A 15,961-nucleotide genomic window follows, 5' to 3' on the forward strand; every position below is an offset into this window, starting at 1 on the left:
AATGTACCCTATCGCAAACGAGTTAAAAGTGGGTAACAATCAACTGGATAGTTACCTGCCTGTGCGCAATAAAAATAACGATATTAGCTGGCAATTCGTCACCGGTCTGGTCCTTAGCTACGCCCTGAAACGCAAAATCGAAGCTTACGATCCCGAACAATTCCGTGAAGATTGTAAAACACATCTGCAGGAGCTGCTTGATGAGCCTGCATTCTGGTCCGTGCTGGAACGGATGTATTTTTCCAGTCAGGATATTTTCCGTGTCTCCCCACTTTTTTTACTGTTCCACGCCCAGTTTAATGGTGAAAAAATAAGTGCCGGTTCAACGGCAGATAAACGACTTGGCACGCTATTTGCCAATTTGATGGGAGATTTCAGCCTCCGTTATCCCATACAGGACAGACTGAACTTCATCGAGCAGCAAATGCTGAATAAGCTCAATGAAAAAATAAAGCTGTTGGGGAAAGGACCGTTTGCCGAAGAGCAACCGTATCTCCCGTATATGGTAACGTGTTTTCAGTCTGATCTGGCATTTCTGGCAGAACATCCGCAGTACCTTTTACAGGAATTGACCAACACCCTACGTTTGTACGCTTTTAGCTGGTGCGCTCAACTGGCGCTCAATCTGGACAACTGGCAGGATGGCGAACCACAAAGCAAATCACTGTTTTTTATTCTTGATAGCGAAAAAGCCAGCTCCGAACGGGAAAAGGTGAAACGTTATGGTTATAAGCTGTTCGCTAGCCAGAGCGAAAAACTGTTCCCGGTTCTCTCTGCACTTGAGGTTTTGCAGTGGGGAAAAGGACAGAAAAAGCGTCCGTTATGGCAGATTTATCAAGATACTCTGAATGATTCAGACTCATCTGCCCGAGTACTTAATGACCTTAACGTTTATTTGCAGGATTTTATTGTGGATCGAGGCCTCCCGCTTCGTGAACGCGCAACAAACCTGGAAAATGCCTTCAAACAGCTCTTAGCCGTTGCCGTAGAGCAGTTTCAGGGTAAAAAAACTGACCGCGCCACGGTCAATCGTAAATACGTTAACGAGTTGGAAAACCAGATTTGCACTGACTTCATTCAGGTCCGTGGTCGGGCAGGAAAAGTGCTGGTGCTGAATCAGGATCGTCTTCTGTTACTGACCAATCTCACTGTGGGCAAAAATGACAAACTCCGCCTGCATGAACTGCTGCGTGGTTTTGAACAGCGCGGTTTTTATCTTGACAACCAGTCGGCGCAAACGCTGGTGGCGTTTTATGAACGCATGGGAAATGTAGAGCGAATGAGTGATAGTGGAGACGCCGTGTATGTCCGTAAAACAGTATGAAACCTATCTGGCAGAAACCTTTATTGAATGGGTAGGTGGCATCATTCAGCCTGGCGAGCGCTACCAGTTCAAATCTCCCGATCCCGATAATGCCCTAAAACTCTGGGAAGCATTCGTCTCTCTGGCGAACGGCAATCGGCTGGAAATTGCGTCAGGGCAATATATTGATTGCCTCCCCTGCAATGGTATTCAGCTTATTCCTGTACTGCATGGTGCTGAGGCTCCAGCATTCACAGAAAACTACATTTCTCATTTGCGCGATGAAGTTGCAGGGCGCAGCGGCATTTTTGCCCAAACAGCGCTGTTGATTATTCACAACAGTATGCTCGATACCCTGATTAACAGCACGAAAGACGTGGCGGCACCGGATGCTATCTGGTACCCACAAACTTTCAGTCATCAACTGGAAAAGCTCATTACCACCGACAGTAACCGTTCGGAATTGTCCCGTTGTTTGCTGGAGGATCAACTGGCGACGGTACTGGATGAAGGCGCGACCGTATTTGGTTTTTCGTCGCTGTATCGCCTGCTGGATGATGGCAATCTGGATTTCTCCGAGCTTCATCTGTTTAAAGATGATGAACTACTGAACTATAGCCAGAAGCAGCTACGCACCCGACTGAATGAAAACCGGAAATTATATCGCCAGATAGAAGATAGTGTTGAACGCTACAGTGGACAGCTGGAGAATGTGCTGCCTGAGTTTAGTTCAAAATTCATTCAGGAGCATTTTTACGATAAAGATGACTGGCGTGAACTCGATTTCTCCGACTACAGGAAAGAGAAAGAACAGAATAGTGAACAAAAACTGGTGCTGGAAAACGTCTCCGTCGAAAATGGCGAGGTTTGGCAACGGGCGAAAAGCGCCAGTAAGGCAGGCAAACGTGACATCAGCCTGCTGGTGCAGGTGCAGCCAGGACAATCAAAAGCTGAGCTGGAGTTCAGTTTTCAGGGCAACGATCTTCAGGATAACCAGATAAAGATTGCCCATAATCGTCAGTTAAAGAATGCACCTTTCTGGCGCACCAGCCGGGCGGGCGGCAAGACTTCCCGCATTCTGGCGTCGGTGCCTTTTGATGGGCATCCCTGCTTCTTTAGTCTCGAACTGACCAACCGCAATAATTCAGCCGAAGAGTATAAATTTCGCCTGTTGTTGGTCGAGCAGGGACAATTCTGGCTAAACGATATTCAGCACTGTTACCGTATCGAGCCAGGTAAAGATCAAATAACCCTTCAACTGGAAGATAACACGCTGCGTATTGCAGAGTCTGGCAACTTCATATTTACGTTGGATGACGAGAGCGAAGACATCGACTGCCAGCATTATGCTCAGGTGAATTTTGAGACGCTGGCAAATCAAAGTGACTTGGTTCAGTTTGTGCTCGTTTCCGGTGATTCCCGTCTGTCGTTTAACATCGAGGGGCCAGGAGCAGAAGAAGGGCTAACGTTACCGTTGCTTTTTGACCAAAGTCGTTTCAATAAGTTGTTCAAAGAAGAGGGCAATGCAACCTGGAACCGACTAAAAGGGCGCATCATACTCGATAATACTGAACACAAGGTCGTAGGTGTACGCCAGCAGTTGTTGATACTGGAAGCCTCATTAATTGAACAACGTCTGCTAGGTACGGGAAGTGACGATAGTGAGTTTGCGCTGGATGAACTTCTTGCCAGCTACCCCGATCTCCATAACGCCTATGAGCAGTTATTTGCCTACTATCATCGTCGTAACACCCTACCGAGTCTGGTGTCGTGGTCAGCAGAGTATCGCACACTGGTCAGCTACATTGTTACTACGTTTGAACAGTCACTCCAGCAAATCGGCCTGAGCAGAGCGCTGACAGCGCAGGAGAAACGTCTTCTCCATCTGGGGATCTGCCGCAATGATAGCCATGAGCGTCTCTCACCACTGCACCCATTAGTGCTGGCCTACCATCTACAACTGGCAGAAGCTATCGTTGCGGAGTCGGAACAGAACGATTCGGCTTCATTTGCCACACTACCGCCGATCACTCTTGATCGCCTGATGGTTTCCGGATTAATGCCGTTTGTTTACCACAGTGAGCATGAATACGCGCAACTACAGCCGGTGGAAGAAAACCGCTTCTGGATTGACGCGGTTCCCCAGCGGCAGGTCAGCCATGACTACGTTAAACGTCTGGTAAAAGACAAACTCAATGAGTTCACGGACGCTTACGCCCGGTTGTTCCAGAGCGCTGAAAACAGTGCGTTGATTATCAATGCCATTAATCAAGGGAATGCCAAAGAACTGTTTCTGGGATTAGTAGAATATTTTAAGCAAGAAAAAGAGCACGCTATTTCGGTGCATGTGAACTGCTACGATGAACGTTTGCTGCCTAATATGTTCGATCACTTTGCCGAAAGTGGTAGCTATGAGCAGCTTAAAAACGATCTCGATCTGAACAGCGGCGTATGGCGGGCAGAAGCCGATATGCTGATTGACCTGCTGCGTAGCCGGTTAACGTTCAGCAAGTTTGTCCTGCCGTCAGAAAGCGACAAGCTGGCCTATGCGCATCTGGCATTTTTCACCAATACAGCACCTGTAGATTGCCGCCAGATCCGCATTGAAGATGCATCAAGCGGGGTATTGTGTCATGGGTTGATCGCTGGGGAAGGTGCCGAAACGCAGGGGGATGCTTACTTTACCGCCTTTGGACTGCGAGATGTGGATACTGAGTCTTATTGCGCCCTGCGTCTTGCCAGACTAATCGGCTGCCTGTGGCAACCCGCACGTCAAAGCAACAGCCAGTATCATGGACAAGGGATCGGCCTGGCCGTGAGTGGCAATTTTAAACAGCTGCTCAATTACTCTTACAATAGCGCGCTCTGGACCACCATCATTGATCCTAAAGTCACCCTCGACTTTTTCACCAGTCAGAAAGATGTGGTGCTTATCCACTATTCTGACCAGTACACCAGTTGCGCAGGCTACGATGCCGTCACCGTCACGAAGCAGGTTGATTTGTTCCTGCGGTTGCTCCAGACAGGAAGCCAGACAGGGCAACCTGCTGTTGATAGTCAGCATTTGCTGGCTGAATTTAATGCCTTTAACGGTGAATGGCTGCTGAAAATGCTGCGCTCCAGTGAAAGGGAGCGTAAAGAGAAACACGGCATTATAGGCGCGTACAAATTTGTGCAATCCATGTTGCACCAGTCCGATATTTGCTGGATTCCGCTATCGGTGGCCGAAATGATCCGCGTGTCCGGCAATGTCGGGCTGAAAATGAAAGAGACTGATTTATCGAGAAATTTACAGGGTTATCGTAAAGGTGCCATCTCTGATGATGTACTCTTTGTGGGATTCAAAGAAGACCGCCTCTATCTGTTGCCGCTGGAAGTTAAAACTGGGGCGCGACCGGACTACAGCTATGCAGGCCAACAGGCTCGTGAGTTGAAACGCTACTTACAGCAGGACATTCTGGAACCACAGACGCTGGCATCACAGCTGTACCGGGCGCTCTTTATACGTCAGGTGCTGATGCAGGTGGAGAAACTGCGCCTGTATGGAGTGCTGGACAGCGACAAACTGGCTCCCTTGCTGGATCGACGCGAATGGTGGTTAACGGGTGACTATCAGTTAGGTGAGTTGACCGACTATGCGAACGGCTTCGTCGTGGCGCATGTGGACAGCGCAACCTGCTTCGATCTCTCTTATAAAGAGACACCGGAGAATATCTTACAGATTGAAATCCCTTATTCACTGCTGCCTTCGCTAATTGCTGCGCAGGGGAATGAACCACCGCTGGCGGAACGTTATCGGGTGCCGGAAAAATACCGACTTAAGCCAGAGTGTGATGCCACTCCTTCACAACCCGAAGTTGTGGTAGAAGTCACAACGCCGGCTACTGCACGGTCCATTTCGGAACCGGAGTCGTTACAGCCTGCTGTACCGGTGGCGACACCTGATATTAGCGATACTCCATTACAGGTCCTGTTTGGTCATGATGCTGTGCGTCAGAGCCCGTTACATTGGGAGCCAACCAACACCGCCAAGTTCATGAATACCAATACGGGCATTATTGGAACGATGGGCACCGGTAAAACCCAGTTTACTAAATCACTGGTCACACAGTTGATGCGTAATCAGTCCTGTAACGTTGAAGGTAAACCTATTGGTTTGCTGATCTTCGACTACAAATCAGACTATGTGGACGAGGCTTTTATTGATGCTACGGGGGCCAAAAAGTACAAGTTATTTAAGCTGCCTTACAACCCCTTATCTCTTTTTGGCGACACGCCAATGTTACCAATCCACACCGCTGGTGGACTATCGGAAACGATGGCGAAAGCCTATGGGCTGGGCCATAAACAGCAGCTCAAATTAGAAAATCTGATTTTAGAATGCTACGAAGCGGCAGGTATTTCGGCGGAAGATCCGACAACATGGTCAAGGACTGCGCCGACAATTGAGGATGTATGGCAGCGCTTCCTCGATCAGGAGAAGGTTGAAGAAGATTCGCTTTACGCAGCACTTTCTAAACTGGCGCGTTACAAGATATTCGAGACTATCCCGGAGAAGATGACCAGCCTGTACGAATTGATTGACGGCGTCACCGTGATCGAACTGGCTGGTTACCCGCCAGAAGTGCAAAACCTGGTAGTCGCACTTACGTTGGATCTGTTTTACGCTCAGATGCAAAAGCGCGGTAAACCGGTGGTGCGGGGGGATTATCGTCAGCTCACAAAAATGATTCTGGTGGACGAAGCCGATAACTTTATGCGTCAGGATTTTTCCAGCCTCCGTAAGATCCTTAAAGAAGGCCGTGAGTATGGCGTTGGTGCGATCCTGTCAACTCAGGAGATTACTCACTTTAAGACCGGGGAAAATAATTATGCCTCTTATATTTTGACCTGGGTGATCCATCGTGTTTCTGAAATTAGGAACGCGGATATCAAGGCGGTATTTAACGTTGATGATAAAGGAGAGCAGGAATCTTTGATGGGGCAGATTCGGCAGCTTGAGAAGCATTTTAGCCTGTATGTTGATGGAGATAAGCAGGTTAAGAAGATGCGTGATAAGGCATTCTGGGAGTTAAATTATGAAAAATAAGATGTTTCGCCCGGCATATAGTGCTAAATCCTCTATTTCTTTCGGTAAGGGAGTCCAGTCATGGGGAAGGTGAGGCATAGTCCATGGGGGAGTGTCCTCAAAGAGTTATGGGGACGGATTGTTAACACATTTAATAGTATCTCTTTCATTGCTTTTTTTCTTGCAGGAATACTTTTTGTCGGTGGTGTTGGATTATGGCTTCCTTACTTGTCAGCAATAATATCTGGGGATAAAAATGCATCATTTTTTGAGAGTGTAAATGTTTTTACTTATTCGTTTGCTATACTTGGAACCTTATGTGTGGATGTGATCTTAAATAACCAAAAATCTACAAAGGATTTTTTAGGCTTAGGGATGATATTTGGTGTTCTTGCTCTTATTTGTTGTGTTGTTGGGTACTTAACAACAAAGACAGGAAGTTCATATTTATTGAATATTGGTACCCTTATTACATTGCTTATATTTATATGTGCTAATGTAAATGACGATAAGTTTGATAATGATACCTCTCAAGCCGAACCTGATCCTACTGGATATCAAGAGGCTGCCCTATCTAATATTAAAGATGGTGAAAGAAATGAATAAATTCCCAATGAAGTTGCCAGCAATTAAAGTAGAACAACCGTTAGGGGATTTTTATGTTGTATCGATTCCTGCTGAAGTTTTGCTAGAAGTGTGCTATACAATTCGAGCTGAGATATTAGATGGTTATGAAGACCAATCTATCTCTCACGTTGGTACATTTATCAATAAATTAGTTGGTAACCAAAGGGTTACAACTAGGTCTCGGCTTGAGGAAATAAAGAGATATACTGAAACAGTAGATGCTAGTTTCCCAAACTCAATTATATTGGGTGTTAATTACTCTAGTAATGGAACTTTGGTTACAGATGAAGCTGTACGCTGGGATATAGAGCAAAAAGATAATGGTTTTTATTATCTTACGATTCCAACAGGAGAGAAATTAGCTTCTATTATTGATGGTCAACATCGAGTCTTTGGATTTACTAATTCAAACTGCAAAGATATGGAGTTGTTATGTTCAGTATATTTAGATCTCCCATTAGCTTATCATGGTAGAATCTTCACCAATATAAACATTAATCAAAGACGAGTGGATAAAAATCTAGCTTATAATCTATTCCAATTTGATATGGAACAAGGTGAGCCATCATCTTGGTCACCAGAAACTCTTGCAGTTTATTTCACTCGCGTTTTATCAGAAGATGAAAAATCACCACTTAGAGGAAAGATAAAACTAGGCGTCGTGAATGGAGGTTCAAATTCAACTATATCAATGGCATCAATAATTGATGGAATTTTATCATTAATTACAAGTAATCCAAAAACCGACAGAGATATATTGCAAACTAAAAAAGTTTCTGAAGGTCGTGATAGAAATATGCTGATGAGTATGCCATATAAAGCCCCTTTGAGAAAACTATATATTGACAATAAAGATAAAACATTATTTGATATCATTTTAAATTTTCTTGAAGCCATTGTAAATAATCTATGGAAATATAATGTATTCAAAAAAACACTGGGTATACAGGCATGCTTTGATTTTCTTAAAATAATCTGCGAAGATGATGGCTATTTACACTTTGATATTAACGAATTGTTTGAAAAAGCATCGCTTGTTAATTTTGACGATCCATTTTTTGGTGTTCAGTCAAAATTAAGGGTTAGAATTAAAAACACTCTTATTGTTGCTTCAGGAATAAAAATGCTGAGTGATTTGAATATAAAAAATGATGCGGATTATTCAGAGTACGAAAGACTATTAGCGGATATCTAAAAGATTACGCAATGCCGAAATTTTATTTTTGGCATTGCGTATAAGGTAAATAATAAGTTATAAGGCTTTAACTATCGATAATAATGTACGATAATTTCTTAATCCTGCAATTCCATCTTCAACATGCGATGCCCATGCCTTAATTATCTCCCTCTGCTCCAGTTGCGGATAAAGCATCTTTAAAATCAATTCCGTAGCTTGCAACGTTTCCCCTAGCCACGTAATTTTGTCCAACACCAGCGTACCATCCAGCTTCTTATTATCTCTCTCCGGCGAATAGCGAAACTCACTCTCTACCGAGCGGAAAAACGCCAGTCGGGCGGCAACATTGGGTGTAATCCCAGTATACCCTTTAAGCTTTTTAAGCTGATCTTCAGTCTGACGGCTAAGCGCCATTCGATTTGGGAGCATCAGATAGCCTCCTTAGTTAATTCCCAGAAATAACCAGGTTTCAGGGTCGATGATTTAGTATGTGCATTAAACACAATCTCATAAGCATGAGAGATATCATCACGCAACTGATCGACAAAATAGCGTTCATCTACTTCAGTATCGGTAGAAAGCAATACAACCTGATGACTGGCTTCAGGGAAGTAGTGATTAATCAATTTATCTCGATGTTGAGAGTCCAGACGACCCAATGGTGTATCAATGATCACTGGTAAATCACGGCCAGAGGTTTTCGCCAGCGCCTCAAGAATAGCAATTGCATAAATCTGTTTTTCACCAGCAGAAAGTAACTTACGGTTAATTACTGAGCCATTCTCATCAATTAATTCAACATCAAACGTTTGAGGGTTGATATGTGCACTAAGTTGTAAATCCTCTTTGCGAGCCAACTTACGGTAAGCAAGCTCGAAGTTTGTCGACAGCGTTTTTACCCGAGCCTGGGTTAATACATCACTGTAGCGATCGAGTAAATTTATCGTTTCCTGAGCATTCTTAAACGCACTGCTATAATTGTGCTGATAACGAGCGGCGTCATGCGCTTTTTGAATCTGGCGAACACAATCCAGTTGCTGCTGTTTTGTACGTTTAGCATCTTCCAGCAATGACCGATATTTCTGCAATTGGGTTTCGCGCTGCCTATCTAGGCCACGTAATTTTTCAAAGAGATCCATCAGCTGATCATCTTCAGGAGCGCGGGCAATATTAGCAGCCGCTTGTTCTAACTGTTGTTCAATCTCAGATAACTGTGTGCGATAAAGCTCAAAACGCTGCCATGCTCTTTTACTATCTATCTCAATAGACTGTTGAAGCATACCTGCTTCACGCTCAGAGATATCAAAGAGCAAATCACCTTTTGGTTTCGTTGCCATATAATCTTTTAGATTATCGGTAATCGCTTCAGCTGCTATTTTGCCAGTCCCTGCAGAACGAAATGCAATATCATTTCTGAGTTGCGTTAAAAACTGGCTCAGCTCTTTTTCAAAGCTTTTTGCCTGTTTAATCTGCGTTTCATCAGCAATTTGTTGCAGCAAACGAGACAAAATAGTGGGTGCAAGCGCATAAGGTAGCGAGCCATCGCATTCTTGTCTCAGTGCTTTTTCCAGATGTTCTTTATCTTTTAGCAGTGTTTCGACTTTCTGTTTTTCCTGCGCTTTAGTCTGGGCAAAAGCGCCCCCCTGAGCATTTAGCAAGCCTTCATAACGGGTTATATCTTTAGACAGAAACTCAATCCGCGATTTGGCAAAATCGGCGCTTTCCAGCAGTGCTTCTGTCTGGCAGGCTAATTCTTTACTCTGTTTTTCAAGCTCTGCAATATGTTGTTGCTGAGAACTTGCTAGCTGACTGGATTGCTGACGCTTAACAAAAATCATTAAATCGTTACGCAGTTTAGAGATGAGATCCAGCCCCAATAAGCGTCGAACGGCAGTGCGTAAAATATTACCGGATTCGTCCTCAGCAAGTTCTGCAATTTTCTCGCCATCGAAAAAGAACAAATCAGCAATGCCATGCGGAATTAACTCATTTAGAAATCCCTGGCACTGATCGTAATCCAGCTCACTGAGTGGCTGCCCATCCTGTTGCAGAGAAAGGCGGTCTCTCTTCCCCTTTTTCCAGGTTCGCGTAACGGTAAATTCGGCCTCATGACCGCCTTTATTATAGGTAAACGTCAATTCTACAGACGCTTCTTCCGGCTGCTCAATATAGTATGCGCCGTTATGAATCAATGCGCTGAGTTGTTCGATATACTCTTGCTGTTGAGTCGCTAGCCCAAACGCCAGTCGTCCATACAACGCGATGCGGATCGCCGACAGGATAGACGTTTTCCCTGCGCCGTTTAAACCACCAAACAGCACAATAGGTCGTGGATTCAAATCGTGCGGACGCTTTCTGGGTGCCAGATCAATGGTATGTGTACCGTTAAATACTCGAAAATTACGTAATACCAGCTGTTTAATGAGCACGTTATTTCTCCTCCCCAGTCAGGGATCCACTGGCATCAACAATTCTGCGCTGTAAAACCTGAAGTTCAGCTTCCAGCTTTGTAAGCTCTTCCTGATGGATATCCCGTTCAACTCGTTTTTGCAGAGTGACCTGTTGTTGTTCAATTTCTTCGAGAGTGCCCCAGTCCTGCTTTAAAATCGTGCCAAGTTTGTCAAAAATGCCCTGACGACGGCTTAACCCTTCCATTGAAACTTCCAGCTCAATGAGTTTCATCACCATTTCAGGCACAACGTCAAACCCCTGCGCTATCTGCACCAACAGATCTGCATCGCTGGCATCAAAGCGCGACTGATCGTCCACCACCCAGTCTAAATCCTGCTGATACACTTCGCGATAAATACCCGGCAGCGTGTCATACCAGTCTGGTTCATTAGGATCTTTCAACCACTCTTGACGAATCGCATGTAGCTCTGGTTTGGTAATTAACGTAATGGTATGGCCCTGAGCATTTAAATCGCGCTCAATCTCCAGCAACTCTTTCAGCCACTGCTGACGGTATTTTAGCCAGTAAGGACCTGGAACATGCTTACGCTCAGCCCCCGGCTCATCACTTTCTTTAGCGTACTGATAGCTCACCTTACCAGTACGGCGCTTATAGTTTCGAAACGTGTCTTTATTCACCGGATCGGTGGTAAACGCCAGCAGATCACGATATTTCAGCAATGGAGACATCCATTCTTCACCGTTTTTAATCAGGCTTTCCATCGCCTTATCTTTAGTGACAACGGTACAGGTCCAACAGCCAAAACGCGAGTTGCCGCAGGAAGGGGTACTTTCGTCGATCACCAGGGGACACTCACCCTGTGCGGAAGAGTCCATATACAGCGTCCACAGAGGACGGTTGTTTCCACCCCACGGGCTTTCCCATTCGTCGATATCTTCAGGAGCATAGCGGAACGCGCCGCGCAGCAGTTTCCAGACGTCTTCTACATCCCAGGTATCAATAGGGGTATAGATAAACGCATTTGCCAGAGTGGTATGCCGGGCCAGGCGTGAGCCATCAATTTTGTGCTTGGCGATGACCTGCGCACGGGAGGCACTCTCACTACTACGTGAGCCGAGGACAACAATTACTTCATCAAACTGGCTGACCTTATCTTTAATAAAGTCACTTACCGGGTTGATTTTCATACGCTCGGTACACCAGCGAAAACTACGGGTTGGGGCCGGATAACCTTTCCCCAGTAAATTGACCCAGAAGGTTTCATTAGTTTTAGGCGTTACCGCATGTTGAGTGATCGGCAGGCCATTACGCTTTGCGCCTGCCTCGATCTGCAACATCGTTTTCTTAATTAAATCTACTACTACTGGTGTTTCCACCAGCGTATCGGATGACACTACAAAAACATCTTTGCTGCGCATTTCCGGGGGCAGGCCGAGCAGGGCCAGATACACCAGCGTGATCACGGCGGAAGAATCTTTTCCGCCGCTATAGCCAATTACCCACGGACGCTTATCCGCACAATAAATTCTTTGAACCTCAGCAACATATTCGGCCAGAGGGCGTCCAGCGAACTGCTCCTGATTAATAAAATCTTCGTATTCGGCCAAATCGTAGGCCTGAACTAATTTACTCATGAGACAACCATTTGAGCTTCAAGCTCCTGTTCTTCAGGAGTGAGGGGGATTGAGAGCGCGGTTTTTAGCGCATTACAGGTGAGCTGGATCGCCGTACTGGTTTTACTCAGTTTGCCGTGCTGCATCGCACGTTTGACGAGCTCCGGGTTGTTTCTGCGCCAGTTAAAAGTTTTAAGTGCAGCTATTTTCTCCGGCCATTGCTCAGGATAATCCGTTAGCAGGGTATATCCCAGTTGCCCAAGTGCCTGCAATCCAATGCCATGAGCGTGAACATAATCTTGTCGTAACTGAACCGGTGAAACCTCTTTTTTAGCCGCTAGCTGCCAATCTGGCATCACGCTAAAAATAGCTTGCCAGTATTGGGTTGCTATTTGGGTGCATTCCTCAAAGTTGTTCTCTTTGGGATCTTTACCCAACAATGCGCGGGTAGCCTGCTTGATGCTGCTCAACGTAAATAACTTATTCGACCGCTGACTGATGCCAGATTTTTCCAGTTCTGTCATCCCAACAAACGGCTCTATGGACATCGCCAGGTAACGTGCCAGATTTGAACTGGCATCGCGATGATCGTATAGAGACGCCAGCGACGGGCTGGGGCGAATGGCGTATTTATTCAGATCGGCGAACATCTGCTGGCTACGTTTTAAGCCTTCATCAACAAAGAACAACACCGGAATATTATCCTGGCCTAGCTCCGGGCGAGCATCCAAAGCGTCTTCAATCGCTTTACGGCGATGCTGACCGTCATTGATCAGAATTTGTGCATCCATTGGCACGCATAACGTCCCCAGGTTGTTGGAGTTGGGAAACTCATCAAACTGAACGTCAACGGCAATAGACGCTGTCAGAGCTGAAAACACATAATCTTTTGGATTTTCCAGCAGATAACGCACCATTTCGGGGATACGTGATTTATTCAGCGTCCGCTGCGCGCGTAGCTCAGGTGGTACGTCATTTTCATCAAAGCTGAATATCTTGGGAATGATGCGCATCGGGCACGTGGCAATGTAGAAAGGACGACCAGCCTGAATGCCACGTATAGCTGGAAAAGAGTAGCAATAATCTGCATCAACACTAGCCATGCTGTAATCCGTAAAAGCATAAGGTGAATTTAGTTACGTTATATTTTACGTAACACTGGCTAGAAATTACAGCTTTTTCACGTAATAAATTGCGTACCACCTTTCAATATACCCGCAATTTTGCTCTATAACCTAGAGCAACCGTGCAGACATGCTCTGTTCTTCAGTAGAGCGCTAACGTATACCGTTTTCGACTGCGATTATAGCGGCAAAATGATACCCGGACGGGGCGATTACTAACGACACAGAGCGAAGACGGTTGCTTTTGAAGGATAAAAAAGAAGAAACTAGTTCACCGTCTCGCTTGTTTATTCTACTTTTATCATTAACCGCCCGAGTGGCTTCAGCCATTCAGGAGAAGCGATGCGGTGACAACCATTGCAGCGTATAAATTTTGATTAAAGGTAATCAGAATGTGGTCGATGGTAATTCCGAGTACAGATTAATATATTAAACGGGTAAAACAATGTCCTGGCTTAATTCCCTCTTAGTGGCGCTTACGTCTGTGGAACCCCATTGGGTTCCTTTCACCGTTATCGGCCTCGTTACCTTTGCCTTTGTCTGCTTTATTTTCTTTTATTTGCTGAGATCCATCAGAATTATTTATGGACTAAAAAAATACACGCGATCAATTACCAGCATTGAAAAAAGTGCGCCAGAGGTCCAGCTTGAGCACCTTAAGAGCCTGTTTCAGCGGCCTGAACTCAGGCATGCGTGGAATGAGTTCGAAGAATCGTTGCACTCACAATATGAACTGGAGGATGGCGAAGAAAAAATCGTCCGTATTCGGGCTACTGCACCGAGCGCTAGCTTTTTCTCGGAGCAACAACTGGTCGATATTCCGCTGAACACCGAATTTTTCAAACACCTGCCCGGTATTCTGACCGGTATGGGGATTATCGGCACCTTCTACGGTCTGATGATTGGTCTCAACCACTTCGACCCCAGCACACCGGAGCAGGTCTCCAGCAGCGTCAATAATCTGCTGCGCGATGTGCTGTACGCCTTTCTGGGTTCTGCATTTGCTATTTTCGCCTCCATTCTGGTCACCTGGCTTGAAAAATTATCCATCGCTAAGTGCTACAAATATCTGGAAAAATTCACCGCATCTCTCGACTCGCTTTATGACAGCGGCGTTGGCGAGGAGTACCTTGCCTCACTGGTGAAATCAAGTAATGAAAGCGCAACCCAGGCACGCCATCTGAAAGAGAGTCTGGTCACTGATTTACGCGATATGTTGCTGCATCTGGCCGAGAGCCAGAAAGTCGAAAATGAACGCCTTGCTAATACGTTAAGCGCAACTTACCGCGAGTCAGGTTCACAGTTTGCCGACCAGGTCAGCGGCGCGATTGAAAACAGCCTGAAGTCGCCATTGGATAAAATTGCCGGTGCGGTTCAGACCGCCAGCGGTGATCAAAGCGGCATGGTACAAAACATGCTGCAGGATGTGCTGACCGCGTTTATGTCGAAACTAGACACCACCTTTGGTCAGCAGTTTACAAACCTCAACGAAATGATGGGACAAACCGTTGGCGCCATTCAAACAATGCAAACCGGTTTCGCCACGTTATTACAAGATATGCGTCAGGTGAGCGATGATACCCGCCAGGGCAGCGCGCAGCTCATCGAGCAACTGTTATCAGAGATGAAATCTGGCCAGCAAGCTATGCAGGCTGGCATGAATGACATGCTCACTAGCCTTCAGGCCTCGGTGGCTAAAATTGGCGCAGAAGGTGAAGGTGCCGGAGAGCGAATGGCTCGCCAACTGGAAAAAATGTTCGCTGATAGCGAGGCGCGAGAAAAAGCCCAAGCAGAACATATGACCGCCTTTATTGAAGCCATTCAGAATTCAGTGCAGCAGGGACAAAGCGCCACAATGGAAAAAATGGCAGCCTCTGTCGAGTCGCTTAGTGAACAACTGGGTAGCCTGTTTGGGCAGATTGATAAGGGCCAGCAACAGATTTCAGCGACTCAGCAGGCGAATCAGCAGTCCCTTCACGAACAAACACAGCGTGTGATGAGCGAGGTAGACGATCAGATTAAACAGCTGATCGACACTGTTGCCAGCCAGCATCAGGGAACGACAGAAACACTTCGTCTGCTCGCAGAACAAACCAACCGGCAGATTCAAGATATGCAAACCGGCGCGGACAAAATGCGTCTGGCAGCCGAACGCTTTGAACATGCAGGGGATCGGGTGTCGGAAGCAAACCACCTTACCGCTGACGTGCTGAATAAAGCGCAATCGGCAGGTTCATCACTCTCCCTTGCCACCAGCGAACTCACTTCCGTTGTGGCTGATTATCGTAACAATCGGGAAGCTGTTAGCAAATCCATTGCCATGCTGGAGCTGCTCGCCGCAAATACGCAGTCTGAACAAACCACACGCAACCAATTCATCGCCGATCTTAAGCAGCACGGTGAGCGTCTGCAGAGCTATAACCGGGAAGCACAGGCCTTTATGGAAAATGTCAGTGACGTGCTCGGGAAAGGATTTGAAGACTTCTCGGAAGGTGTTTCACGCAGCCTGGATAAAACCCTGGGCAAACTTGACGTCGAAATGGCGAAAGCCTCTAGCCTGCTCGCGGGTTCCGTCGAACAAATCGGAGAAAGTGTCAGTGAGCTTGATGATGTTCTGTCACGCGTACGAGCCTAAG

General features: G+C 46.1%; 9 protein-coding genes. 5 read left to right on the top strand and 4 right to left on the bottom strand.

The features are described from left to right. Position 1 precedes the first annotated feature (1 nt). Genes dptG through K0335_RS05105 form a run of 4 tightly spaced genes read left to right on the top strand, consistent with a single transcriptional unit; the run spans position 2 to position 8,193 of the window. On the top strand, positions 2 to 1,324 hold the full coding sequence (gene dptG, locus K0335_RS05090) for a DNA phosphorothioation-dependent restriction protein DptG (RefSeq protein WP_000283228.1): 1,323 nt from the start codon (positions 2 to 4) through the stop codon (positions 1,322 to 1,324). Next, positions 1,305 to 6,392: a DNA phosphorothioation-dependent restriction protein DptH gene (dptH, locus tag K0335_RS05095; RefSeq protein WP_219393752.1), complete on the top strand. Its 5,088-nt coding sequence runs from the start codon at positions 1,305 to 1,307 to the stop codon at positions 6,390 to 6,392. The genes dptG and dptH overlap by 20 nt, the downstream gene beginning before the upstream one ends. 60 nt (positions 6,393 to 6,452) lie before the next feature. Continuing rightward, positions 6,453 to 6,977 carry a hypothetical protein gene (locus K0335_RS05100; protein ID WP_000521194.1) on the top strand — a complete coding sequence of 175 codons (525 nt, stop codon included), beginning with the start codon at positions 6,453 to 6,455 and terminating at the stop codon, positions 6,975 to 6,977. Continuing rightward, positions 6,970 to 8,193, top strand: coding sequence for a DGQHR domain-containing protein (locus tag K0335_RS05105; RefSeq protein ID WP_001032040.1), 1,224 nt, complete (start codon positions 6,970 to 6,972; stop codon positions 8,191 to 8,193). Before K0335_RS05100 ends, K0335_RS05105 begins: the two co-directional genes overlap by 8 nt. 57 nt (positions 8,194 to 8,250) lie before the next feature. Here K0335_RS05105 and dndE read toward each other — a convergent pair whose 3' ends face one another. The 4 genes from dndE to dndB are packed head-to-tail and all read right to left on the bottom strand — an operon-like array spanning position 8,251 to position 13,304. After that, on the bottom strand, positions 8,251 to 8,604 hold the full coding sequence (gene dndE / locus K0335_RS05110) for a DNA sulfur modification protein DndE (RefSeq protein ID WP_000937300.1): 354 nt from the start codon (positions 8,602 to 8,604) through the stop codon (positions 8,251 to 8,253). Continuing rightward, positions 8,604 to 10,604 carry a DNA sulfur modification protein DndD gene (gene dndD, locus K0335_RS05115; RefSeq protein WP_000905899.1) on the bottom strand — a complete coding sequence of 667 codons (2,001 nt, stop codon included), beginning with the start codon at positions 10,602 to 10,604 and terminating at the stop codon, positions 8,604 to 8,606. The genes dndE and dndD overlap by 1 nt, the downstream gene beginning before the upstream one ends. Before the next feature lies 1 nt (position 10,605). Beyond that, positions 10,606 to 12,222 carry a DNA phosphorothioation system sulfurtransferase DndC gene (dndC, locus tag K0335_RS05120; protein ID WP_000041166.1) on the bottom strand — a complete coding sequence of 539 codons (1,617 nt, stop codon included), beginning with the start codon at positions 12,220 to 12,222 and terminating at the stop codon, positions 10,606 to 10,608. After that, positions 12,219 to 13,304: a DNA sulfur modification protein DndB gene (dndB, locus tag K0335_RS05125; RefSeq protein ID WP_000179016.1), complete on the bottom strand. Its 1,086-nt coding sequence runs from the start codon at positions 13,302 to 13,304 to the stop codon at positions 12,219 to 12,221. Before dndB ends, dndC begins: the two co-directional genes overlap by 4 nt. Positions 13,305 to 13,770: 466 nt before the next feature. Between dndB and zorA1 the strand changes: the two genes are divergently transcribed. Then, positions 13,771 to 15,960: a type I Zorya anti-phage system protein ZorA1 gene (zorA1, locus tag K0335_RS05130; protein WP_104920077.1), complete on the top strand. Its 2,190-nt coding sequence runs from the start codon at positions 13,771 to 13,773 to the stop codon at positions 15,958 to 15,960. The last annotated feature ends 1 nt before the right edge of the window (position 15,961 follow it).

The organism is Escherichia sp. GZ89 (assembly GCF_019366485.1).
In the GTDB taxonomy this organism is placed as follows: domain Bacteria; phylum Pseudomonadota; class Gammaproteobacteria; order Enterobacterales; family Enterobacteriaceae; genus Escherichia; species Escherichia fergusonii.